General features: G+C 52.0%; 15 protein-coding genes. 11 read left to right on the plus strand and 4 right to left on the minus strand.

Annotation, left to right across the window (positions count from 1 at the left end; genetic code table 11):
- Positions 1 to 124 precede the first annotated feature (124 nt).
- Positions 125 to 2713 (plus strand): hypothetical protein, encoded by a 2589-nt coding sequence (locus JOD55_RS09330; RefSeq protein ID WP_204398856.1) that lies wholly within the window; start codon positions 125 to 127, stop codon positions 2711 to 2713.
- Positions 2714 to 3143: 430 nt separating this feature from the next.
- Here JOD55_RS09330 and JOD55_RS04335 read toward each other — a convergent pair whose 3' ends face one another.
- The 3 genes from JOD55_RS04335 to pdxS all read right to left on the minus strand — a co-directional run bounded on the left by JOD55_RS04335 (position 3144) and on the right by pdxS (position 8233).
- Positions 3144 to 6458 carry an integrin alpha gene (locus tag JOD55_RS04335; RefSeq protein ID WP_204398857.1) on the minus strand — a complete coding sequence of 1105 codons (3315 nt, stop codon included), beginning with the start codon at positions 6456 to 6458 and terminating at the stop codon, positions 3144 to 3146.
- Positions 6459 to 6706: 248 nt separating this feature from the next.
- A complete protein-coding gene (gene pdxT, locus JOD55_RS04340) occupies positions 6707 to 7336 on the minus strand; it encodes a pyridoxal 5'-phosphate synthase glutaminase subunit PdxT (RefSeq protein ID WP_204398858.1) in 630 nt (209 codons plus the stop codon).
- Between the two features lie 21 nt (positions 7337 to 7357).
- The gene (gene pdxS / locus JOD55_RS04345) at positions 7358 to 8233 is read right to left on the minus strand and encodes a pyridoxal 5'-phosphate synthase lyase subunit PdxS (protein ID WP_204398859.1); all 876 of its coding nucleotides are present in this window, start codon (positions 8231 to 8233) and stop codon (positions 7358 to 7360) included.
- Between the two features lie 171 nt (positions 8234 to 8404).
- On the opposite strand from pdxS, the gene pdxR reads away from it, so the two are divergent.
- The 8 genes from pdxR to JOD55_RS04385 all read left to right on the plus strand — a co-directional run bounded on the left by pdxR (position 8405) and on the right by JOD55_RS04385 (position 21289).
- Complete coding sequence (gene pdxR, locus JOD55_RS04350) at positions 8405 to 10006, plus strand: MocR-like pyridoxine biosynthesis transcription factor PdxR (RefSeq protein ID WP_204398860.1); 1602 nt, start codon at positions 8405 to 8407, stop codon at positions 10004 to 10006.
- A gap of 77 nt (positions 10007 to 10083) precedes the next feature.
- On the plus strand, positions 10084 to 11532 hold the full coding sequence (purF, locus tag JOD55_RS04355; protein WP_204398861.1) for an amidophosphoribosyltransferase: 1449 nt from the start codon (positions 10084 to 10086) through the stop codon (positions 11530 to 11532).
- 51 nt (positions 11533 to 11583) lie between these two features.
- The gene (locus tag JOD55_RS04360; RefSeq protein ID WP_204398862.1) at positions 11584 to 14292 is read left to right on the plus strand and encodes a UvrD-helicase domain-containing protein; all 2709 of its coding nucleotides are present in this window, start codon (positions 11584 to 11586) and stop codon (positions 14290 to 14292) included.
- 167 nt (positions 14293 to 14459) lie between these two features.
- On the plus strand, positions 14460 to 15632 hold the full coding sequence (sucC, locus tag JOD55_RS04365) for an ADP-forming succinate--CoA ligase subunit beta (protein WP_204398863.1): 1173 nt from the start codon (positions 14460 to 14462) through the stop codon (positions 15630 to 15632).
- A gap of 12 nt (positions 15633 to 15644) precedes the next feature.
- Positions 15645 to 16568: a succinate--CoA ligase subunit alpha gene (gene sucD, locus JOD55_RS04370; protein WP_204398864.1), complete on the plus strand. Its 924-nt coding sequence runs from the start codon at positions 15645 to 15647 to the stop codon at positions 16566 to 16568.
- 471 nt (positions 16569 to 17039) lie between these two features.
- Complete coding sequence (locus JOD55_RS04375) at positions 17040 to 18491, plus strand: MFS transporter (RefSeq protein WP_204398865.1); 1452 nt, start codon at positions 17040 to 17042, stop codon at positions 18489 to 18491.
- Between the two features lie 107 nt (positions 18492 to 18598).
- Positions 18599 to 20374, plus strand: coding sequence for a glycoside hydrolase family 3 protein (locus tag JOD55_RS04380; RefSeq protein WP_204398866.1), 1776 nt, complete (start codon positions 18599 to 18601; stop codon positions 20372 to 20374).
- Positions 20375 to 20383: 9 nt separating this feature from the next.
- On the plus strand, positions 20384 to 21289 hold the full coding sequence (locus JOD55_RS04385) for an HAD family hydrolase (RefSeq protein ID WP_204398867.1): 906 nt from the start codon (positions 20384 to 20386) through the stop codon (positions 21287 to 21289).
- A 24-nt stretch (positions 21290 to 21313) separates the two neighbouring features.
- Here JOD55_RS04385 and JOD55_RS04390 read toward each other — a convergent pair whose 3' ends face one another.
- Positions 21314 to 22090, minus strand: a complete 777-nt coding sequence (locus JOD55_RS04390) for a GntR family transcriptional regulator (protein ID WP_338022250.1) — start codon at positions 22088 to 22090, stop codon at positions 21314 to 21316.
- A 228-nt stretch (positions 22091 to 22318) separates the two neighbouring features.
- Here JOD55_RS04390 and JOD55_RS04395 point away from each other — a divergent pair, with 228 nt between their 5' ends.
- On the plus strand, positions 22319 to 23740 hold the full coding sequence (locus tag JOD55_RS04395) for an Nramp family divalent metal transporter (protein WP_204398869.1): 1422 nt from the start codon (positions 22319 to 22321) through the stop codon (positions 23738 to 23740).
- A 54-nt stretch (positions 23741 to 23794) separates the two neighbouring features.
- A complete protein-coding gene (locus tag JOD55_RS04400) occupies positions 23795 to 24820 on the plus strand; it encodes an L-idonate 5-dehydrogenase (RefSeq protein WP_204398870.1) in 1026 nt (341 codons plus the stop codon).
- Positions 24821 to 24916 lie beyond the last annotated feature (96 nt).

The raw sequence follows: 24916 nt of genomic DNA on the forward strand, positions 1-24916 counted from the left end.
TTCGTTTCCCACATGGAGGGTGTATGTTTACACGAAAATTGCGGGGGGGGGGCTTCGTAAAAGGCTTTTAGCTGGTGCATCTGCGTCGGCTGTTGTTTTTGCGGGTCTGTTCTCGATTTCCCCAGTGGCTCACGCTGCCACGTATGATCTTGTTGCTACTAATGGTGGCACAGCGAAAATCGACACGATCACGTCTCTTGATGGTGCTACGACGTATACGGAAACCACGCCATTTACTGGTCGCATACCTGCGCGCTACAAGATTTCGGCGCATATTAATGATTATTCAGCTTATGCGGCTGGCGATCAGGTAAATATTTGTGTTGCCAACGATAAATCTAGCGTATTTAACGTGAACTTCAAGAGTGTGGCACCTAATATTCCTCAAACGAATCCGATCTTCACTGCTTCGGTGAATAGTGGTAATTGTATAACCTTGACTCGTACCAGTCTTGCTGGTGGTGGGGCACTTGATTTCACCGCGGATGTGCTTGGCTGGCTGTGGGTAGCTGATAGCACGTTTGATACTGGTGCTACCGGAACGGCTGCTCTCAGTGTTGGTGTTAATCAGTACAAGATTGCATACAATATTCCAGCAACCCCTTATTGGACGCGCGATCAAATCGTAATGGATCCTTACACATTTGCAAATAGTGTGCAAATTAATGCCACCGAGGATTCGACTGTGACTTTGCTTGCTGGGATTACAAACCAACCGTATCCTGCTGATTCTTCGCAAGATCAAGTTCTCTTGGGCAAGTTCACTCCGGCTGCTGGAAGTGCCATTACATCTGTGGATTATTCAGGTTTCATAGCTGCTATGCAGGGAGTATCTGCTACCAATGATTCACTCTCTAACGTGTGGATGCAGGTTTCAACGTCGGTGAATCCTACCAAAGTCTCGATTAATCCGGATATGACTTATAGTCAAGCACAAACTGCATTGAAGCCAGGTCAGTTTGGAATCGTGAAAAATACTGATGGTTCATGGACGTACGCTGTAAACTTTGGTTCGCGCGTGGGCGGCACAGCATTTAGCCCGGCTGATGGTGATACGATTCCGGCAACGGATACGAACACTGTTAATGCTTTCAATCTTATGAAACAGCAGAATCTGATGTTTTCTACCGCGTTGCTTTCGACCAACCTTGTGTTCTCTGACCCTGCTTTGAAAGAGTCTGCCACAATGGAGGTAACAACTCCTAAAGGTACTTCGTCTACCACAATTTCTGATTCTCCTGTGTTTAATCAGGCTGTTGGTCAGACGGCTGTGAAGGTGCATTATGTTGATGTTAAAGGTAATGCGATTGGTACGGTGGATAACTATTATGGTTACCCGGCATCGAATCCTGATCCAGCAACAGGTGCGAAGACTCCTGATCAGGCTGTTGCTCCGAAGACCATCAATGGTTACGCTTTGGAAACTGATGCGGCGAAAGCTGCTACAGCTATCGGCCAACCACAGGCCAATATTCGTACTGCTGCTGGTACGGTAGCGTTCCCTGATTCGGGTATGACTGAGGTGTACTACGTGTATAACCTGCTCGATTCTGATGGTGACGGCGTGTCTGATCTTGATGAGATTGCTAAGGGTACTGACCCGAACAAGGCTGATACTGATGGTGATGGCGTGTCTGATGGTGATGAGATCACTAAGGGTACTGATCCGCTCAAGCCTGATACTGATGGTGATGGCCTGAACGATGGTGATGAGATTGCTAAGGGTACTGATCCATTGAAGCCTGATACTGACGGTGATGGCTTGTCTGATGGTGATGAGGTCAATAAGTATCACACCGATCCGAAGAATCCTGACACTGATGGTGACGGTGTCAATGATGGTGATGAGATTGCTAAGGGTACTGATCCATTGAAGCCTGATACTGATGGTGATGGCTTGTCTGATGGTGATGAGATCGCTAAGGGTACTGATCCATTGAAGCCTGATACTGACGGTGATGGCTTGTCTGATGGTGATGAGGTCAATAAGTATCACACCGATCCGAAGAATCCTGACACTGATGGTGACGGTGTCAATGATGGTGATGAGATCGCTAAGGGTACTGATCCGCTCAAGCCTGATACTGATGGTGATGGTGTCAATGATGGTGATGAGATTACGCATGGTACTGATCCATTGAAGCCTGATACTGATGGTGATGGCCTGAACGATGGTGATGAGATCACTAAGGGTACCGATCCATTGAAGCCTGATACTGACGGTGATGGTGTCAATGATGGTGATGAGATTACGCATGGTACTGATCCGCTTGATTCACGGTCCTTCCCGTACCAGTTGACGCTTGATAAGAGCCGTGTTCATCGTGGTGAGCAGGTGACTGCTTCGTTGTCTGGTTTCAAGGCTGGGGAAGTGGTATCGCTTGAACTACACTCCTCCGTTATTGGACTGGTTCAGAACGTGACGATTGATGCAAAGGGAATGGCAACAGTTACCTTTACCGTGCCAGCGTCGGCTGAGCTTGGTGTACATCATGTGATGGCTGTGTCTGCTGGTGGTTATCTTGTCCAGCAGCAAGGTCAGTTGGAAGTGATTGCTGACTCGATCGCACTCGGCGATGCTAGTGCCGGTGGTGCTGGTGTGGCTGGTGGTCTTGCTAAGACTGGTTCGACCAGTCTTGGTCTTGGCCTGATTGCCATGATGGCTAGCCTTGCTGGTGTCGGAGCTGTTACGGCACGCCGCAAAAACGCCTGAGTGTTATACCTGATATCAGCAACAGTTGTGTTGTGTGATGAAGCAATGCCTGGTAGTGCAAGAACGCCTGTGAGGGGTGTGCATGCCGTGTGGTGTGTGTTGTGTGGGTGTTGCTGATGGTGTGCGTGGCGTGCGTGCTGGTTGCGTGTGCTGGTTTGTTACTGGTGCGGGGCTGGTTGCGTGTGCTGCGCTAATGACGGCGCATATTGCGCGTAGTGCGTGGAACGTGTTGCGTGTGGTGTGTGTCTGGTTGTGTGAGGCTGCTACACCCAAGGAGACACAGTGTGTTTCTTAGTAGTCACACTCAACAATATTCCTAGTCATAACCGGGTTTGGTCATGAAACATACCAGCCATGGGGACAGGAAGAACCAAAACAGGGGTGGGAGTGGGCTAAGCCCACTCCCACCCCCTCATATAAGCAAGCAATACTACTCCGAGCGTCGGAGGAGTAGCCAATGCCTACTTGAGATCAGCGCTCCTGCGCCGATCAACGCCACGAGCAGAACAACAAGCGCAAAAGTCTTGGATCCGCTGGTAGCAAGGCTAAGGTTCTGAGAATTTCCCTGCGTCGTCGGGCCAATGCCAGAGCTATTCTTTTCGGACTGCTGCGAGGTAGCCGAATGGGGATCGTCGAGCGGTGAAACTGGCTGCGTGTCTACGAAGAGAGTATTCACATCCAGTGCTAAAAGGTGTGCGGCATGCGAATACCCCTCTTGACCAGCTGCTGGATCATCAATCACTCCGTCAGCGCCAATCGCAAGCGTCTCTGATCCGAGGAAATCACCAATAAAAGCTACTGATCGCCCAAATCGGGCACGCTGCGCATCAGTATCTATCCTCTTCACTTTCGCGCCCAACTCAGAGATATGCGTGATACCAGCCGGAATATCGCTGGTATGCAGCACAAATACGGCTCCATTTCCGCTTTCACCCCACGCTCCTATCGCAAGTAGTGATTTCTCTGGCAGTGCGTCTACTGCCCAACCAAAACCGCTTTCAGTTTCAGAGCCGGTGAGCACGGAAATGCGTCCGTCGTCAAAAGGTCCAGACTCGACTCCACTGGCATATGCGCGGTCAGAATCGCCTACTCGTGAAGCTCCAGAAGTGGGTACGATGCGCCGATCGAGCGTCGTTGTGGCCGCACCGGAACCATAAACCAACGCAACGCCACCCGTCGTCGTATTGGTGATCTGACCGCCGTCGTAACCGATAACGAAATCTCCGAAACCATCATGATCGACGTCTCCAACCGCAGCTATCGAATTTCCTGCACCTAAACGGTACGAAGCATCGTCCGAAATCGAAAGTGTGTAGCCAGGCGCTCCTTTTTGCAGGTCGAATAATGTGGTTTCGTGCGAACCGAACACTACCCAAGCAGTTCCAGGAACGGTTGCTCGATCAGAGAAAGAATTGAAATCTGCCAGCGCGTAATCGGTAAGCGCATCCCCATTAACATCTCCAACCGGTGTAAAAGCGCTGAGTGTATGTGCATCTGGAGTGCGCGCCTCAAACAGCACCGACCGGCTCTTGTACGAATCGCGCAGATCAATAATTTCTCCATCGCGCTTGCCCGCCACGATTAGTGCAGTGCCGTATGCTCCCTTTTCGCCACGCGAGTATGGAGTATTGGAAATCACGAAACCTACGTCAGCCAAACCGTCATGATTAACATCTCCGACTTTCGATACTTGATAACCAGCAGCACCCTTATCAAACGGCATCTGCACATAGTATCCATGCCGTGGATTGAGGTGGTTGAGATCCACATAAGGCAAGGTAGAGCCACCAAAAAGCACCCACACTCTTCCCATTGTGTGGGAATTGACGGCAATATCGTCTATGCCATCTCCATTGGCGTCACCAATGCAAGCAACTGATAGGCCAACTGCTGCGTCAACGGCCGGATCTTCCGTAGCCTTTGGACCCAAAATCGTAATCACCGAAGAATCTGGCAGTGCGCTTCCGGCCGTTCCGCCAGGGATAATCTGCACTTGACCAGTCACATTGAGTAACCAGCCGTGAGTGGGAGTGGAATCCTCATAATGAACGTCAAATTTCCATTCGGAGCGCACGGGGCTTGCAGTTACGATATCTGGCACCCTGTCTCCGGTTACGTCACAGCTTCCGCGCGCAATCGAACTTCCTAATCCATTGGAAAATTCGCCCACCCAGCGCTTTTGAACTGGTGTGTTTATCGGAGAAATTGCCGCGGGTTGTAGTGGAGTGACTGGCGCCGGATATAGCGGTTTCACTGGTGGAGTCTTTTCGTGTTGGCGCCGCATATCGACGGTCCATAGGTCGATTTTCCCGTGAGAATCTGCGGTAAGCACTCCAGTGAGATTTTCGTCAGAATCGAAAGCTGGGATTGTTCCTACGAATGTGCCGCCGCTTCCCTCGTGTTCATCACTGGCAAGCCAGGCGCTTTGATTACTTGGAATAGAATCCAAGCCCAGAGACGTATTCCAATCCTTGCTTAAAGCAGGGCTGGAGACGACAATAGCTCCGGGATGTTCTTCGTTGTCTGGCCGCCCAATGACGAGCGCGCCGGGATTGGCAACGTCGTATCCTTGCACATACGCCAGCGAAATTCCAATGCGCCCTTTAACCGTTTGACGAATGAGCGTACCTGCTTTCTCACCATTGTGAGTGACCGTTACGTCGGTGACGGAATCGAGTTGCGCACGTATTTCGTGCGGCTTCTCTAGTGATTGATTTTTCTTTCCAAAGACGACGGCGACGGCTCCCGTCGCGTTATTTGCTGCGGGAGCACCGATGGCGAAGTCGTCGACGTCGTCATTATTGACGTCTGCAATGCCGACGATCGAAGTTCCAAACGCGTCTTTGTTTTCCGAGCTCATGCCAGTAATTTTCACAGCTGCCTGGCTGATATCTCCGATTTGTGCGCTGCTGGGATTAAGGGCATAGACGAGATTTTGATCGGGCAGGCCTAGGCCAAGGGTATTGGAATCGTTGAAAACGCTGCCTATCGCGCTAAGAGTGGCGCGTTCGTTGCTGCCAAGTTCCCAGGTTTTAGCGGGCTGCTGAGCCTCGATGCTCGAAAAATAATGGAGCTTGGATCCCGCCACAGCGGCAAATTCTGGCTCTTCAAAGGCCGGAGACGTTGCCGAGATTGCTTTCACGGGTGCGTCAAAATGATGGATTGCGTGCACTTTGAGCTGTGGAGCGAGCGAACCATCTTGAGTAGTAAGCGCGCCATCTGCGCGAGTGCTTGCCACGTAAACCGTATGATCGTGAGCTAAAAGCAGCCCGTGTTTTTCTCCACGAGCAATTTTCACGCAGCTGACTTGCCACGGCTGAGATTTCTCTGAGGCAGGGGAATTCGCTACGGGAAGTGAGAAGCGAAGAACTTTTGCCTGCTCGGAAATCGGGTGGGAGACGTCGTCGGAATCAGAACCATATGGAATAAAAGGGATGATATTGAGTTCGCTGCGTTCCGAATTGACGAAAATTGCGTCGTTTCGGTTATCTGCAACGACGTCGCAGCTCGCGGGAGGTGCGGTGCCGGCGTCGGTGTACGTTACGCGCGCAGTTTTCCGAATCGAATCTCCATAGCGAGTGCCGTCAATTCCGCCCCAGATGCGGGCATCGGAATCGGCAACGGTGGCTTCTTGAGGTGAGCTTGTTGCTTGTGCTGCTGTGGGGGCGCTGCTGAGCAGTCCAATGGTAAATATGGCAGAACACAGGAATGAGCATGCGTGATGAGCTCGTCGCTTAACCGTCATAACTTCCTAACTAGTTTTCACATATGCGCGGGTATTCGATAATTTTTGCGAGTTACCAATGCCCTAAAATTAGGTAAGGGTAACCTAAGTAATAGGTTAGGTTTGTTGGGCGGGGGAGTCTATGAGGAAAGTCCTATATGTATGGATTTTGGCGTTTTATGCAGGTCTTGGTGCTGCCGCTTGGCACCAAAAAGGGCGGAAATCTGCCTATCTTAAGCAGATCTCCGCCCAGTATGTGGGGTTAATCTCTAGATTAAACTGGTGAATAGTGAATATATGTGTGGGTGATCGTCGAGCTCAGGGTGGAAAGTGACCCCAATCTGATTCTCATATCGAACAGCTACGGGTGTGCCGTCGGCCAGGCGTGCCACAGTTTCCACGCCCTGGCCAATATCGGCAATATGTGGAGCGCGAATGAAAGTCATCGGAATAGAATTTTCGGGTGCGGCAGATCCTGTGCCGGTAGCTATTCCTGTGGTGCGGAAACTGCCCAGCTGGCGACCGTAAGCGTTGCGCACAACCGTCACCGGCAGGCTCGCGAAACCGGTGATCGGAACGCGCGACGACGTCGTTGCCACATGTGCCAATCCGCTTCCGTTGCCGCGTTCTACCTTGTGTGCGAGCAAAATCAGTCCAGCGCATGTGCCAAGCACTGGTGTGCCATCCAGAATCTTTGCGCGCAGCGCGTCAAACATGCCCAACTCGTGCAGCAATTTGCTCTGAACGGTGCTCTCACCGCCTGGCAGCACGATTCCATCTAAATCTTGTGCGGCATCGGCGCCGTTGCGCAGTTCAACGGCATCGAACCCCAAATCTTCCACGCGGCGGCAATGCTCGATAAATGCACCTTGCACGGCGAGTACTCCGATTCTTTTCACGCGAACTCCTTGAGTGAATAACTACTTTCCACGTTCGGCCATGAGCAGTTCGATCTCGGATTCGTTGATTCCGACCATGGCTTCGCCGAGATTTTCTGAAAGTTGTGCGATGAGCTTGGCATCTTTGAAATTTGTCACGGCTTTGACGATAGCCTGGGCGCGCTTGGTTGGATTTCCGGACTTGAAAATGCCCGATCCAACGAAAACTCCTTCTGCGCCGAGCTGCATCATCAGTGCGGCATCGGCTGGAGTGGCTACACCGCCCGCTGCAAAGTTCACCACTGGGAGTTTGCCGTGCTCATGCACAAATCGCAGCAGGTCAAGCGGCACTTGCAGTTGCTTTGCCTCCTCGAAAAGTTCATCGGATCGCAAACCTTGCGCTTTTCGCATTTGTGACTGGATCAAACGCATATGCGTCACTGCTTGCACTACATCGCCCGTGCCTGGTTCGCCTTTAGTGCGAATCATGGAGGCGCCCTCAGCAATGCGCCGTAAGGCTTCGCCAAGATCCTTTGCTCCACACACGAACGGCACCTTGAAGTCTGTTTTATTGATGTGAAAGACGCCGTCGGCTGGGGAGAGTACTTCGGATTCGTCGATATAGTCGATTTCCAAGGCTTCGAGAATCTGGGCTTCCACAAAATGCCCGATTCGTACCTTTGCCATTACTGGGATACTCACGGCGTCTTGGATTTCTTTGATTAGATGCGGATCGCTCATGCGAGAAACTCCGCCAGCAGCGCGAATGTCGGCAGGAATACGTTCGAGAGCCATCACGGCGCAGGCTCCTGCTTCTTCGGCAATCCGTGCCTGCTCTGCTGAGGTGACGTCCATAATGACGCCGCCTTTGAGCATTTGGGCAAGCTGTTTGTTGAGTTCATAGCGTGATTCGGTCATGGTACTTCCTTGTTGAGCAGTATTCACTTCGGGTTGTATGGCTGCGTTACTTTTCTCAGGCCATTACCGGAAAGTATATGGACTAACTGATCTTGTGAAAAGATTCAGAATAGATAAAATTGATAAGGTCAGTTATGTGGTCAGTTTGATTGCTGTGGGAAGTAGGCTGCGATGGCAGAACAAAAAATCCTTACGTATAGCCTTGAAGGCCGTGGCGGCGAAAGCTTGTACTCATTCCTCTATAGCCAGATCAAAGGCGACATTGAAGCAGGCAGATTAGCATTTGGTCAAAAATTGCCATCGAAAAGGCGCCTTGCCCAGCATCTTGGCATATCGGTGATCACTGTTGAAAACGCCTATGCCCAGCTGGTTGCAGAAGGATATGTGAATGCGCGGGCACGCAGCGGCTATTACGTCTCACTTGGAAATTACGCGCAAGCGCCTCATATTAATAGCCGTCCCCACCATCTCCATGCCTCGACGAATAGCCATCCGCACAGTGGCGACGTACTCGGTAACTCGCCCAGCGCTGCCAGAAGTGAGGTTCTGGCACACGGAGTGCCCGAGTGTGCGCAAAACACCGTGGACATTCGTGCCGACCTGCGCTCGAACGCGATGCCTACCGGCGTCTTCCCCTATAAAAGGTGGGCAAAAACTGTGCGCGACGTACTTAGCCAAACGGAAGAAACGCAAATCCTTGCGCAGGTAGACCCATGCGGCGCGCCAGCATTGCGCGAGCAAATCGCAAGTTATCTTTACGAATTTCGGGGAATGGACGTCGATCCGCAGCAAATCGTGGTGGCGGCAGGCGCTCAAACGCTCTATAGTCTGCTCATTCAGCTCTTAGGGCGCCACAGGAGTTATGCGGTTGAAGACCCAGGATACTGGCGATTAACGGAGATTTACCAGGCCAACGCCGTGTCCCTCACTTATGTTCCGCTTGACGACGACGGTATACGCACCGATATTTTGCAGCTCATGGATGTGGACGTAGCTCATGTGATGCCCTCACATCAATTTCCAACTGGCACGGTGACGTCGATCAGCAGGCGATATGAGTTATTGGCCTGGGCGGCGCAGAGGCAAAGGTACCTAATTGAAGACGATTACGACGTCGAGTTTAGGCTGGCAGGCCGGCCGATCCCGAGCCTTTTTGGTATGGACGCCACAGGCAGTGTGATTTATGTAAATACGTTTTCGAAGAGTTTGGGGTCGATGTTTCGCATCGGGTATATGGTGTTGCCTATGCCGCTTGCGCAGCGTTTTCGCAAAGAGTTCAGCTTTTATAGCGGCACAGTTTCTACGATTGAGCAGCTCACGCTGGCGCGTTTTATTGAGACGGGCGCTTATGAGCGGCATATCAATCGGCTGCGTGGAAAATACCGAGCGATTCGTGACTCTTTGTTAGGTGAGATTGCTGCCAGCGGGCTTGGTGAGTTGTGTGCTGTCAAGGGGCAAGATGCGGGTTTGCACTTCGAATTGCGTGTTGAAGTGCCGGCTGCAGAAGATGCGATTTGTGAACGAATGTTGGCACGGGGTGTGCGGCTGATGCCGATGAATCGTTTCTATCAAAAAATAGACGATAACCAGCGCGAATCTAGGTTTGTGGTGAGTTATGGATCCTTGGCGGAGAGCGAAATTCCTTATGTGGTGGACTCTTTGAGCGAGGCTGTGCGTGAGCTGCGAGAGGGCTGTGTACTGCGAAGTGAGGGGCGGTCCGCCTCCGAGACAGCGATGAGTCCACGAAGTGGCCAAAATCTGACCGATTTATGAGACGTAAGGAATCTTCTCTGTGCTTCGATTAGCCTTTTCGGTGTGCTCATGGACTCCTACACTCTAAGAGGTAAGCAATGAATGGCGATGGTCGTCTCAGCCACGTCTTAGACCCCAGCGATAAAGGCCAAGATGAATGTGGTGTTTTTGGCGTTTGGGCGCCCGGCAAAGAAGTCGCACATCTGGCGTACTTCGGACTCTACGCACTCCAGCACCGTGGGCAAGAAGCTGCCGGAATCGCGACGAGCAACGGTGAAAATATCCTCATCTATAAAGATATTGGTTTAGTATCCCAGGTATTTCACGAAAAGGCCCTCGCTTCGCTAGATGGTCACCTCGCCATCGGGCACGTTCGCTATGCCACCACAGGTCAAGGCTCGTGGGTCAACGCACAGCCCACTTTAGGAGCCACCGAATTTGGCACAATCGCTTTGGCGCATAACGGAAATTTGGTCAATGCTCCTGAGTTAATCGCACAAGTGCAGGAAATCTCTGGCGCCGATTTGCGTGGAGAAATTGGGCATGGATCGTCAACCGACACCGCCGTCGTCACCGCTCTACTAGGTGCCACACGCGGCAAGGCAAGCATTGAAGACGTAGCGATGGACACGCTCCCGCTGCTCAAAGGTGCATTTTCGCTCGTCTTTATGGATGAACAGAAGCTGTACGCAGCTCGCGATCCGCAAGGATTTCGCCCGTTGGTGCTAGGAAGTCTGGACGACGGTTGGGTAGTTGCGTCTGAAACCGCAGCTCTCGATATCGTCGGGGCAAAATTTGAGCGAGAAATCGCGCCGGGCGAATTTGTGGTGATCGACGGCGACGGCGTGCGCTCGCGTACGTTCGCAGCATCGAAACCGCGTGGTTGCGCTTTCGAATACGTGTATCTTTCGCGGCCAGATACGGTGATTTCTGGGCGAAATATCAATTCTGTTCGCAATGAAATGGGCCGAATTCTCGCGCGTGAGCACAAAGTCGATGCGGATATTGTGATCGCGACTCCAGACTCGGGTACGCCTGCAGCCATTGGTTACGCTCAAGAATCTGGTATTCCATACGCGCAGGGGCTTGTGAAAAACGCTTATGTTGGGCGCACCTTCATCCAGCCCACCCAAGAGATGCGCCAACGCGGAATTCGCCTCAAACTCAATCCATTGCGCGAGGTGATCCAAGGGCAGCGGATTGTGGTAGTTGACGATTCGATTGTGCGAGGCAATACGCAGTACGCTTTGGTGAAAACGCTGCGAGAAGCAGGGGCTGCGCAGGTGCATGTGCGAATTTCCTCACCGCCAGTTCAGTGGCCATGCTTTTTCGGAATCGATTTCCCCACGCGAGCTGAACTCATCGCCAATTCTTTGAATCTTGAGCAGATCTGTGAGCAAATTGGAGCCGATAGCTTGGGTTATCTTTCGCACGAAGGTATGGTTCGGGCGATCGGGTTGCCGGTAGATAAACTGTGTTTTGCCTGCTTTAACGGGGATTATCCGATTCCAGTTGACGTGCATACCGCACGCATTTCTGGTTGCTAGTACAGTCGCAATCAAAATTGGCAGGAGCAGTAGCGTACTCTTAGAGATGTTATGAACGCTTCACAGAATTCTCAAGATGCATTTTCGGCAGCGATGGAACGTCTCCGAGCGCGAGTTGCAGCTGCTCAAGAGACGGCGGGTTCGTCGTCGCCTTCCGATTTGGCTCGCGAACCAGCGCAGGCGACTCATCGCGGCGTCGGCGCAAATGGTGTGGGACAGAATCACGGTAGGGACGATCGGGATGGCAGCGCGGCAGGCGCGCACTTATCGACTGCTCAGCAGGCTTATCTTGATTCGATGCTGGCCGGTTTGAACCCGCGCCAGCGTGAAGCGGTGGTCCACCGTGGCGGGCATTTACTTGTTATCGCGGGCGCGGGATCAGGTAAAACGCGCGTTCTCACCACCAGGATTTCTTATCTCATTGCCACGCGCCAGGTTCAAGCAGGGGAAATTCTGGCGATCACCTTTACAAATAAAGCTGCTAAAGAAATGCGTGAGCGCCTAGAAACGATGCTCGGGCCGGTCGCGCAGCGCATGTGGATTTCGACGTTCCACTCCGCGTGTGTGCGGATTTTGCGCGCTGAACACAAAGCCATTGGCATGCGTTCAACCTTCACCATTTATGACGCTGCTGATTCACAGCGCTTAATGAAGATGATTTGCGCTGAGGAAAATATAGATTCCAAGCAATTTCCTCCGAAAACTCTTTCTCATAAGGTGTCTGATCTCAAAAACGAGATGATTGATCCTCATGAATTTGCCCGCCAGGCAGTCGATAAAGAAGAGCTGGTGCTTGCGCAGGCGTATATGGCTTATCAGCAGCGGCTGCGCGCTGCACATGCGATGGATTTTGACGATCTCATTATGCAAACTGTGGTTTTGCTGCGCGAAAATCCGCTCATTGCTGAGCACTACCGGCGCAGGTTCAGGCACGTTTTGATCGACGAATATCAAGATACCAACACGGCTCAATACCAGCTCGTGCGCGCTTTAGTCGGCGAGGAAGACGAGGCCGTGCATGGCGAACTCACCGTGGTCGGAGACGCCGATCAATCCATTTACGCATTCCGTGGCGCTACGATTCGCAATATTGAGAGTTTTGAGGAAGATTTTCCTAATGCCACCACTATTTTGCTTGAGCAAAATTACCGGTCAACCCAAAATATTCTCACCGCGGCTAACTCGGTGATTGCGCATAACGAGAGCCGACGCGTGAAAAAACTCTGGACCGATTCGGGCGATGGACACAAACTTGTTGGTTATGTGGCTGATGCGGAATCGGACGAAGCAAGCTTCGTTATTGATGAAATCGACCGCTTGCACGATCGCGGCTATAAGTACTCTGACATGGCCGTTTTCTACCGAGCCAATGCTCAGTCTCGCTCGATAGAAGACTTCCTTGTGCGATCAGGAATTCCATATCGCGTGGTTGGCGGCACCAAGTTTTACGACCGTAAAGAAATCAAAGATGCAGTGGCATATTTGCAGGCGATAGTGAATCCGGATGATACGGTCTCGTTGCGCCGCGTGATCAATGAACCCAAGCGGGGAATTGGAGCAAAAGCCCAGGATATGGTGGCATTTCATGCGAATCGTTGGCATATTTCTTTTGGAGCAGCGCTCGGCGATATTGTGCATCCTGATCCGCAACGTGGGGAAGTGTCTGGTTTAACTCCGCGTGCTCGCAATGCGATGTCTACATTCGTCACGATGCTTGAACAGCTGCGCGAAAAAGCTGTTGCGGGCGCTGCACCAGCCGATATTCTCGACGAAGTGATGGATGCGTCTGGATATTTAGAAGCCTTGCAGACTTCGGCTGATCCACAAGATGAAGTGCGTTTGGAAAACTTGGCTGAACTTCATTCGGTGGCATCTGATTTCCGGGTACTCAATCCTGATGGCACCCTCGGCGATTTCCTCGATCAGATCTCGCTAGTGGCAGATTCAGATCAGCTGCCAGACGGCGGTGGCGAATCTGAGGGTGAAGTGGTGCTTATGACCATTCATACCGCTAAAGGTTTGGAATTCCCGGTAGTCTTCGTCACTGGCATGGAAGATGGCACTTTTCCTCATATTCGCTCTTTGGGATCGAGCTTGGAGTTGGCCGAAGAACGGCGTCTAGCATACGTCGCGCTGACTCGAGCACGTGAACGCCTGTACATTTCCCGGGCGGCCACGCGTTCGCAGTGGGGCGCTCCGCAAGAGCTTCCGCCGTCGCGATTCTTGGAAGAAATTCCGGCCTCGGTCATTGAATGGAAGCGCGAGACGTCGTCAATCGAATCTTTGCGCGGATCAGGTTATGGTTCGTGGGGTATACGCTCTGCAGGTGGATACGGTAGTGGATCTGGCAGCGGATACGGGCGCGGTCGTTCTACTCGTTTCTTTGACGACGACGATTTCGCTCCTCCCGTTGGCAGCGGAAAATTTGTGCCTGGCAAACTCGGCGAAGAGATCGACATTCATGCTGCACAAAAGGATCGTGAAGCTGAACTAGAAACGGGATCGGGCAGTGCTTCAGGGCAAGGAGCAGTGCAACGCGGAGACGAAAGCGCTGCGGGATCTGCGGGGCAGACGGCGTCTGTGGCGGTGGCAGATACCGGCGGACTCAGCGTAGGCGATAAGGTACGGCACAAGTCCTTTGGTGAAGGCGTGGTGGTGTCTTTCGAGGGGCAAGGCAAATCTACAGTGGCGAAAGTCAAGTTCAAGAACGGTGCTACAAAGCGCTTAATGCTGCGGTTTGCTCCGCTTGAGAAGTGCTAAAGGCATTGATCACAACGATTCATGTGGTGGTGGAATTTCGACATTCACGAACGCAATATTCGAAAAACTCCCAAAAGCTAGGCAAAAAGTCCTAAGCTATAAGTGTTGAACGGTTAGCTCGTACGAGTAATGCCGCCTAAACGTAAAGTAGATCGGAAGGAATCTCCGTGGATTTATATGAGTACCAAGCCCGCGATCTTTTTGCGGAATACGACGTTCCCGTCTTGGCAGGCATCGTTGCCTCCACAGCGGACGAAGCGGCTCAAGCAGCGCAGCAGCTCCTTGAACATGGCGACCTCGTCGTTGTAAAAGCACAAGTCAAAACAGGTGGTCGTGGAAAAGCTGGCGGCGTGAAATTAGCGCGATCAGTGGACGAAGCCCGCGAGAAAGCTCAAGAGATCCTGGGTATGGATATTAAGGGTCATACGGTGCATAAAGTCCTCATTGCTGCAGGTGCTGAAATTGCACAAGAGTACTATTTCTCGGTACTCCTCGATCGCTCTGAGCGGCGTTACTTGGCCATGTGCTCCAAAGAAGGAGGCATGGAAATCGAGAAACTCGCTGCTGAACGCCCTGAAGCATTGGCAAAAGTGCCGGTTGATCCGCGAGTAGGCATAGATAAAGGAAAAGCGGAGGAAATCGTTCGCGAAGCAGGATTTGACGGCGAACTTGGTGCAAAGATCGTGCCAGTGATCGAAAATCTCTGGAGTGTTTATGCGGGTGAGGACGCCACGTTAGTTGAAGTAAATCCACTGGTGCAAACGGCGTCGGGAGAAATTATCGCCCTTGACGGTAAGGTGACGGTCGACGATAACGCGCGCTTCCGCCACGAGAATCATGCAGTTTTGGTAGACAAAGCTACTGAAAATCCACTGGAAGCCAAAGCTAAAGCGCTCGGTTTGAACTACGTGAAGCTCGAGGGCGGGCAGGTCGGAATTATTGGTAACGGGGCTGGATTGGTTATGTCCACGCTCGATGTTGTTGCCTATGCTGGTGAGAAATATGGTGTTGGGCCAGCTAACTTCCTCGATATCGGTGGTGGCGCTGATGCTACGGTGATGTCTAATGGACTCGATGTGATTTTGAATGACGACGACGTCCACTCCGTTTTCGTCAATGTATTCGGCGGAATTACGGCGTGTGACCAGGTAGCTCAAGGAATCGTTAAGGCGCTGGAAATCTTGGGCGAGGACGCAAAGAAGCCTATTGTGGTGCGTCTTGATGGAAATAATGTGGAGCGTGGACGCGAGATTTTGGCGCAAGCTAATCATCCGCTCGTCACTTTGGTCGATACAATGGATGGCGCCGCTGCTAAAGCCGCCGAATTAGCTGCGAAGTAGGGTGAAATAACGATGGCAATTTTCTTATTTGAAAACGACAAAGTAATCGTTCAGGGCATGACGGGTTCGGAAGGCTCGAAGCACACGCGTCGTATGCTTGGAGCAGGCACGAAAATCGTCGCTGGAACGAATCCTCGCAAAGCTGGAACGTCAGTTGATTTTGAGGTTGAGCCGATTGGCTACGGCAAGGAAAACCGGGAAGCTGGAGTGGTATCCGTGCCGGTCTATGGCACGGTGGCCGATGCAAAAGCAGCTACGGGAGCTGAGGTCTCGGTAATTTTCGTGCCGCCGGCATTTACCAAGGCTGCGGTGATTGAAGCTGTGGACGCTGGTATGCGGCTTGTGGTGGTGATTACTGAGGGTGTGCCGGTGAAAGACACCGCGGAATTCTTCTCATATGCGCAGGCGCATGGCGTGCAGATCATTGGCCCGAACTGCCCAGGAATCATTTCTCCAGCACAGTCCAATGTGGGAATTACCCCGCCAGACATTACTGGACCAGGCAAGATCGGGTTGGTGTCCAAATCCGGAACGCTCACCTATCAGATGATGTACGAGCTGTCTGATATTGGTTTCACTACCTGCATTGGTATTGGTGGAGACCCAGTTATTGGCACCACGCATATCGATGCTTTGCGGGCTTTTGAAGAAGATCCCGAGACGGAATTGATCGTGATGATCGGTGAGATCGGGGGAGATGCCGAAGAGCGTGCCGCTGCTTATATTAAAGAGCACGTGACTAAGCCAGTAGTTGGTTACGTGGCAGGCTTTACAGCTCCGGAGGGTAAAACGATGGGGCACGCCGGTGCCATCGTTTCCGGATCGTCCGGAACTGCGGCAGCCAAGAAAGCGGCACTTGAAGCTGTGGGAGTTCGAGTTGGAAAGACTCCTACTGAGACTGCCAATCTAGCTCGGGAAATCCTTAATAAGCGCTGAGCGCTGAGGACTAAGGGCTGATTAGCTCAAAGTGATGTGTTCACTGCATTAATGCAGTGAACACACTGGCTCAGCTTAGCTTGGAGTAGCTTGGCTTGACGTAACGTAAGGCGGGGTGGGAACGCGACGAGACATCTTAGCGTCGCGCTCCCACCCCGCTTTCAATTGCCACTTGGCGGTGGGGCGGCACTTTCTACCGACTGCAGAAAGTGCCGCCCCACCGCTCAGTGTTGCTCTTACAGGTGAGAGCAACACTCTTCTATCGCAGGTGTTGCCGTTTGTTGCCGTGCTGGCAGGAGAACTTCTGGCAACTTTTGGCAACATCATTTTCTCCGTTTCGTGCCGTGTAAGGATTATTGCCAACAGGGCCACACATCGTTGTGAACTGCCCTCATAGCAGAAAAGGGCTGCGCTCAAGCAGTGATGCTTGATGCTCAACCACCATCAACGGTGATTTCAGAAGGAGAGACGATGGCACAAACGCCTGCGCTCAACGGACGTTCAATTCGTCCATTTGGTTTCCGAGACAAGATCGGCTACATGTTTGGCGATTTCGGAAACGATTTCACGTTCATCTTGCAAGCCATGTTCTTCATGGTTTTCTACACCACGGTTGTAGGCATTAATCCAGCACATGTTGGTACTTTGCTCCTGGTAGCGCGCGTCGTCGACGGTTTTACTGACGTGGGCATGGGCATTTTGGTGGACCGACTCCCGGTCAAAGATGGTGGACACAAGTTCAAGCGGTGGATCAAATTCATTGCAATTCCTGTGGCTGTGGCTTCGGCACTGATGTATATGTCGTTTGTTGGCGATTTCTCAAGCTACACCCTGAAGCTGGTGTGGATGTGCGCCACATATTTCTTGTGGGGATCTATCTTCTACACTGCGATTAATATTCCTTATGGCTCAATGGCGTCGGTGGTTTCTTCAAACCCAGATCACCGAGCTCAGCTTTCCGTTTACCGCACTACCGGCGCGACGCTCGCACAGCTAGTGATTATGACGGTGCTACCTTTGGTTGCTTTCACGAAGAATGCCAAGGGCGTCGCAGTCATGGATGGCACCAGCATGACCGTTTCCGCTGCTATCTGTTCCGTGCTTGCAGTAGTGTGCTACGTGCTGTGCTATTTCAACGTTGAAGAGCGCGTACCTTCAACTGTGAAATCGAAGTCTGAAGGCGGCAATGGCATTGGCAAGATGCTTTCGGCGATTTTCACTAACCGTGCTTTGCTCGGTCTCATTGTGGCAGCTCTTCTTTTGCTGGTTGCTAACCTGTTCCTTGGCGGAATGCTTTCGTTCTTGTTCATGTCGTACTTCGGAAACGGAAAGATCCAGTCTGCAGCCACGCTGGTTGGCCTGCTTCCTGCGCTGTCGTTGATCTTCATTGCTCCGTGGGCGTCGAAGAAGTGGGGCAAGACCGAAGTGGGCGCGATTTCCATGCTCATTGCCGGCGTCGTGCTTGTTGCGGCCAATTTCATGTACATCAAGAGCGCAACTGTGTGGATCATTTTCTACGGTATCGCCATGTTCTTTATCTCCGTATTCAACTACCTTGTGTGGGCATTCATCACCGACGTAATCGATTACCAGGAAGTGCGTACTGGTCAGCGCGACGACGCTACGGTTTACGCCGTCTACTCCTGGGCACGCAAGCTCGGGCAGGCGCTCGCGGGCGGACTTACCGGCTGGGCACTGGGCTGGATTGGCTACAACGCCGAAGCTGCCAAATCCGGCGTGGCCCAAGCTCAAGAGGTAATTGATGGCGTCTACACCACAGCTAACCTCGTCCCAGGTATCGGCTGTATCTTGGTTGGTTTGGCACTCATCTTCCTCTACCCGTTGAAGAAGAAGCAGATCGAGGCAAATGTGGCGACGCTCAACGAACGTCGCGCAGCTGCCGCAGCGAACGCCGTCGACTGACGCTACCTTTCGGAGGGCTGCTGTGAATGGAAAATTCAGGCGGCCCTCCTTTCTTCAATAACAAGTTTTTACTAGCTGGATAACTTACAAGGTTTTCGAAGGAGCCAATGATGGTGGATCTAACTGCCGCGCCGTTTAATTTGGACGACGACGCAATCGCTTGGGTGCGTTCGACGATTAACGCGATGAGTATTGAGGAGAAGATTGGACAGCTTTTCGTCAATATGGGTGCGCAGCGCACCGAGGAATATCTCACTGAGGTGCTCGATAACTACCACATTGGCGCAGTTCGCTACAATCCAGGTACTGCTGAGGAAGTATGGGAGCAGAATTATATTCTGCAAACCAAATCTAAGATTCCGCTGCTCATTGCCGCTAATACTGAAGCCGGCGGCAATGGTGCCTGCACAGATGGTACCTATGTGGGCTTTGAAGTAAAAGTAGGCGCTACCAACGATCCTAAGTGGGCCTATGAAATGGGACGTGTATCGGGTATTGAAGCAAGTGCCATCGGCTGTAACTGGTCTTTCGCTCCAATTGTGGACATCATGCGCAATTGGCGCAATCCGATTATTTCTAATCGTTCCTTCGGTGCTGATCCTGATCTGGTTCTAGAAATGTCTCGTGCCTACATGAAAGGCATTATGGAATCGGGCATCTTGCCAGCTGCCAAACATTTCCCAGGTGATGGCATTGACGAACGCGATCAGCACCTTTCGGCGTCGGTAAATTCCTATTCAACTGAGGAATGGGACGCCACCTTTGGCAAAGTTTATAAAGGTCTTATCGACGACGGCCTGCCCTCGCTCATGGTAGGGCACATTATGCTGCCGAGTTACCAGCAGCATTTCAATCCGAACATGACGATTGACGATCTCTTGCCAGCTACCTTGAGCAAAGAAATTTTGACGGATCTGTTGCGCGGAAAGCTCGGCTTTAACGGCGTCGTCGTAACAGATGCTTCGCATATGGTAGGACTCACGGGCGCGATGCCACGCCGCGACCTGCTCCCGACGGCTATTGCTGCTGGTTGCGACCTTTTCTTGTTCTTCAACGATCCGGATGAGGACTTTGAGTGGATGTTTGATGGCTACCGCCGCGGCATTATCACCGAAGAGCGCTTGCAAGAAGCTCTGGAGCGAATCCTTGGCTTGAAAGCGCGATTAGGTCTACATTCGACGCCGCGCGAACAGATTCTTCCTCCAAAAGCAGAGGCTATGCAGCGGATTGGTATGCCGCAAAACGTTGCCATTGCGAGCGAACTCACCGATCGTGCGATCACGCTCGTGAAGAACAAGCAGCCTCAGAACTTGCCGCTTAGCCCGGAAAAGACGAAGCGGGTGCTGGTAGTTTCGGTGTCTGGTCCAAGCAATCCGATCTCGCGCGCATTTGGCGGCGGCGGCGAAAACGTGCACCCTGCTGATCGTGTTGCCGATAAGCTGCGCGAACGCGGTTACGAGGTGACGCGCCACGAGTCTTTGCTCGATAAATTGGCGCAGATGAGCCCTGAGGAGCAGGCGACGGCGGTGAAGAACGTTTACGCAGGAAAGGCACCTATCGCTAATCTCACGAAGAACTATGACCTCGTGCTATTAATTTCAAAGATTGATGGCATGATGCAGCCAACCGAGCGCGTGATGTGGCCCGCTACTAAAGGCACAGTGGATATCCCATGGTACGTATTCGAAATTCCTACCATTTATGTTTCTACTGCTACGCCTTATGCATTGGTGGACGTTCCCCAGGTCAAGACGTACATCAACACTTACGACGACAAAGACTTCACGCTGGATTTGCTACTTGACAAGCTCGAGGGTAAGTCTGAATTCGTAGGGATCAGCCCTGTTGATGCTTTCTGCGGAAAAATTGACGCACAGATCTGAGGACACACAATGAATATTCCAGCTGCTGCTCAGGTACTTCTTGATTTCCAACCTGAAAAGGATTTCTTCATCGGGATCGACTCCGATGGTTGTGCGATTGACGCGATGGATATTAAGCACTACGAGTGCTTTACCCCTTGCTACATCAAGTATTTTGATCTGCAACCTATCTCGACGCTCGTGCGCGAGACCGCGATCTTCGTGAATTTGCATTCGACGACGCGCGGGAAAAACCGATGGGTGACTTTAGATTTGATTTTTGATCGGCTCAAGGAACGCCCCGAAGTTATCGAGCGAGGTGTGGAGCTTCCCGACGGCGGTGAGTTGAAGAAATTCCTCGCATCGGGTCTGCCGCTTTCGGCTGATGGTATCGAAAAATTTGCCGCTGAGAACCCGTCAGAGGAAATCGATCGGTGCATTGCCTGGGGAAATGGCGTCAACGAACTGGTGGCGTGGATGGTTCATGGCTGCGCGCCGTTCCCTGGTGTGCGTGAGGCATTTGAGGAGATGACGGCGGTGGCAGATTGCATGACTGTCTCGGCTGCTTCAATGCAATTTCTTGAGCGAGAATGGGGCGAGCACGGGCTTGATGACTATATGAAAGTGCTGGCTGGGCAGGAGATGGGCACGAAAGCTCAACACCTTGAATACGCCGCCAAAGGAAAGTACGCCGATGATCATATTTTGTTGATCGGTGACGCTCCTGGTGATCGAGACGCCGCTTTCAGCCAAGGTGTGCTGTGGTATCCGATCAATCCTGGTGGGGAAGCCCAATCGTGGCATCGATTCAAAGATGAAGCTTTGAAGAAATTCATCTCTGGCACTTACCGCGGAGCTTATATGGACTCCTTGGTTGCGGAATACGAAGCCTTATTGCCAGCGACGCCGCCGTGGCCTACTGTATCGGCGAAGTAGGTAGGCGCTCACTTAGGTAGGTGCTCACTGTGGCGGCTGGTGCTTCATACGCAAGGTAAGCAGCTCTTGAACCGATTGCTGCGATAGCGACATCGCTGCGGGAAAACGGCCGTTGAGGTCGTTGGATGAGTCTTGCTCAGTGGTGAAGAACTCTGGAAGTATTTTTTGCGCGGTTTTAATATCGTCAAATACTGTGCGCAGATGATGCGATAATAGTTGCTCAGCGCCGTCTAGGTCGTGCGCGCGAATTCGATCGAAGATTTCGCAGTGCTGTTCATAAAAAATGATGGGTGGCGTGGATTCTTGATATCCGAGGTAGCGTGCTCGGTCAAGATGTGGCTTGGTCGTTGCCACGACGTCCCATGAGCGCCAATGATTGGCGAGCTTCATCAACGAGGCATGGAAAATTTCATCAAGTATGAAGAAAGCTCGGGCATCGTGGGACTCAGCTGCATTCTTTTGCTGCGCGAGGTTGTTGGTGATCTCTTGAACTAGTGCAGGGTCGAGTTGAGCTGGAATAGATCGCAAGGAGGCGATTTCGATAGCTTCACGGAGGAACTGGGTTTCGCGAACGAGTTCGAGGTTGATCTTGGTGACGAAAGTTCCTTTTCGGGGAAACACTTCGATTAGCCCGTCTTTATCGAGCAATACTAGTGCTTCGCGTACCGGGGTTCGCGATACGTTGAGCTGCGTTGCGAGTTCGGTTTCAGACAGTGCCATCCCTGGTAGGAAAGTGAGATTGATGATTCGTGTTCGAATCTCTTGATAGACCGATTCGCGGGTAGACGTTGTGTTTTTCACCAAATCTGCTTCCTAAGGTGGCTCAAGTTAATTGAACGCAATTCTCTATGGGTTGAAGAACCTTCTCTATGAAGAATATTGCCAATGATCGAAATATGCCATCGCGATTGACAATAAGAACACAATTCCATAGTATACAAGCAATGTATACAAGAGTTGTATGCAAGACGGGCTCAGTACTTTTGCTTGAGTTCACAGTAAACATCTGTAGTTTGCAAAGGAGCGAACATGGCAGCATCGGAAGTCAACGAAACCGTAACGGAAACTACCATTACGGACGATCCGTACACTCTCGATCCTAAAAATATACAAGAACCACCACGCACCTTTAAGGGGTCGCTAAAATTCCTCGGACCAGGAATGATCACATCCGCAGCCGTGGTGGGCTCAGGAGAACTACTCACAGCCACAACTCTCGGCGCCAAAGCTGGGTTTATTCTGTTCTGGCTCGTGTTTGTTTCCACTTTCGTCAAGGTGTTCGTGCAGATTGAACTCGCGCGTTGGTCGATTTCAACTGGTAAGCCAGCCATCACTGGATTTAATGAGATGGGGCCAAAAGTCAAAGGCCACGGCTGGATGGTATGGCTCGTACTGTCGATGTTCATACAGTTTGCAATCGGGCAGGCAGGCGTGCTCTCCGCAGCAGCTTTCGCGTTCTCGGCTCTCATGCCGATCGGTGGGGATCCGTTCTCGCTGCTCTCGATTGGAATATGGGTCGCAATTCTCGCTTCTATCGCCATCGCAGTGCACTGGTTCAACCGGTACGACATGTTGGAGAAAATCTCGACTGTGCTCGTAGTGCTCGTGACGGTCTTCGCCGTCGCCGTCGTCTTTGCGCTGTTTGGAACCGAATACAGCTGGGGACTGGCTGAAATATCACAGGGAATGCGCTTTAAAATCGGCGTAGGTTCTTTCGGAATCGCCTTGGCAATGTTCGGCCTTACAGGCGTCGGCGCTGGTGAAGTGACCACCTACACCTATTGGATTGTCGAAAAAGGCTACGCCGCGTGGGCCGGACCAAACGATGGCTCTATGCAGTGGGTCAATCGCGCTCGCGGCTGGATCAAAGTGATGAAAGTCGATGCGTGGGTTTCGTGGTTCATTTACACAATCTCGACCGCAGCTTTCTACGTCCTCGGTGCAGCAGTGCTCAACCCACAAGGACTCGTGCCACAAGGAAACGAAGTGATGACCACCATCTCCTCGATTTTCGAAACTGTAGTTGGATCGTGGGGAGGTGCGCTATTCATGATTGGCGGTGGAGTGGCACTGTTTAAGACGATTCTCGCCAATGTGCCTGGATTCGCGCGTTTGACCACCAATACGCTTTCCGTTTTAGGTGCGTTTAACTGGAACGACGCCGCGCGACGTGACCGTTGGATGCGCGTCACAATGGTGATTTTGCCTATCACCTGGGCCATCTTGGGTACGGTTGCCAAATCCCCGCTTGCACTGCTCGTGTTGGCAGGCGTTTTGAATGCGATCTTCCTTATGGGCGTGGCGGTATCAACGCTGCAATTACAGCGCGTGCAAACCGACGACAAGGTAAAAGACGGAGTTCTTTTCCAAGTTCTGCTCATCATCTCGGCATTCGCGATCTTTGCCCTGGGTCTTTACTCACTCTGGGGTCAGCTGAGCAGCCTTATGTGATCACCGCAAACGATAAAAACACAGACAACGAACGAAAATGATAAGAGGCGAACAATGAAAGCAGTAGTTGTGCACGGACCTAAGGATCTGCGCATTGATGAGGTGGCTGATCCGGTATGTGGACCTGTAGATGTGCTGGTGCGCATGGAGTGGGGAGGGATCTGCGGTTCTGATGTGGCATATTGGCGCTCAGGAATCTCAGGCACAGCCGTTTTGCGTGATCCGCTGATTCTCGGGCATGAAGTTGCTGGTTATGTGGCGGAAGTCGGATCAGAGGTAGACGGAGTCGAGGTCGGTGCAAAAGTAGCGCTCTATCCTGCGAGTTTGGTGGGTGACTATCAAGTTGCTGAGGATATGCGGGCGCGGACTAACTTGTGGCCCGAAGTACGATATTTCGGTTCAGCTGCTTTTTTGCCACACGAGCAAGGGGGATTTTCAAAATTCCGCATTGTTCGCCCTGATCAATTGCGTTTCTTGCCGCAGGGAGTGACGACGAAAGCTGGAGCATTAGCCGAACCTTTCGCCGTCGCTATCCATGCGGTACGACGCGCGGGCGACGTCGCAGATAAAACGGTGTTAGTGAACGGTGCTGGTCCGATCGGTTCCCTGGCTGTCGCAGCTGCCAAAGCTTACGGTGCCCGTCACGTTACTGTAGCTGACCTCAGCGAGCAGGCGCTCGATATCGCCCGCGCTATGGGCGCTGACTGCACAATTAATATTTTGCAGGGACAGGAGCTGCCACAAGACGTCGATATCGCTATTGAAGCCTCCGGTGCGCCAGCGGCGATTGGTGGCGTCATCAGCGCAACTCGTCGCGGCGGAGTGGTGGTGCAGGTCGGTAATCTTCCAGGTGGAGACGTAAGTGCAACCCTTGGAAATATCGTCACTCGTGAGATTGAGTACCGTGGCTCATATCGCTTCGCCGATGAAATGGATGAGGCGATCCGGCTCCTCGATGGGGTTGTTGATATTTCGCCGCTTCAAACCCATGAATTTGACATTTTGCAAGCTTGCGAGGCATTTGACGTCGCCGCTGATAGATCGAGCGGATCCTCGAAAGTGATGTTGAAGCTGTCATAACGCATCACAATGAAGCTGATGTTGGCAACTTTAGGCAACTAAACGGAAGCCAAAGTTGCCAGCATTAGAATTTAGATAACAGACAAGGTTGTAGGT

Source organism: Arcanobacterium pluranimalium, from assembly GCF_016907845.1.
Classification (GTDB): Bacteria; Actinomycetota; Actinomycetes; order Actinomycetales; family Actinomycetaceae; genus Arcanobacterium_A; species Arcanobacterium_A pluranimalium.

Excerpts from the sequence above, each read along its gene's own strand:
- JOD55_RS04335 (WP_204398857.1), bottom strand. The coding sequence starts at position 6,458 with ATGACGGTTAAGCGACGAGCTCATCACGCATGCTCATTCCTGTGTTCT.
- pdxS (WP_204398859.1), bottom strand. The coding sequence starts at position 8,233 with ATGACCGAATCACGCTATGAACTCAACAAACAGCTTGCCCAAATGCTC.
- pdxR (WP_204398860.1), top strand. The coding sequence starts at position 8,405 with ATGGCAGAACAAAAAATCCTTACGTATAGCCTTGAAGGCCGTGGCGGC.
- purF (WP_204398861.1), top strand. The coding sequence starts at position 10,084 with ATGAATGGCGATGGTCGTCTCAGCCACGTCTTAGACCCCAGCGATAAA.
- JOD55_RS04360 (WP_204398862.1), top strand. The coding sequence starts at position 11,584 with ATGAACGCTTCACAGAATTCTCAAGATGCATTTTCGGCAGCGATGGAA.
- sucD (WP_204398864.1), top strand. The coding sequence starts at position 15,645 with ATGGCAATTTTCTTATTTGAAAACGACAAAGTAATCGTTCAGGGCATG.
- JOD55_RS04375 (WP_204398865.1), top strand. The coding sequence starts at position 17,040 with ATGGCACAAACGCCTGCGCTCAACGGACGTTCAATTCGTCCATTTGGT.
- JOD55_RS04380 (WP_204398866.1), top strand. The coding sequence starts at position 18,599 with ATGATGGTGGATCTAACTGCCGCGCCGTTTAATTTGGACGACGACGCA.
- JOD55_RS04385 (WP_204398867.1), top strand. The coding sequence starts at position 20,384 with ATGAATATTCCAGCTGCTGCTCAGGTACTTCTTGATTTCCAACCTGAA.
- JOD55_RS04395 (WP_204398869.1), top strand. The coding sequence starts at position 22,319 with ATGGCAGCATCGGAAGTCAACGAAACCGTAACGGAAACTACCATTACG.
- JOD55_RS04400 (WP_204398870.1), top strand. The coding sequence starts at position 23,795 with ATGAAAGCAGTAGTTGTGCACGGACCTAAGGATCTGCGCATTGATGAG.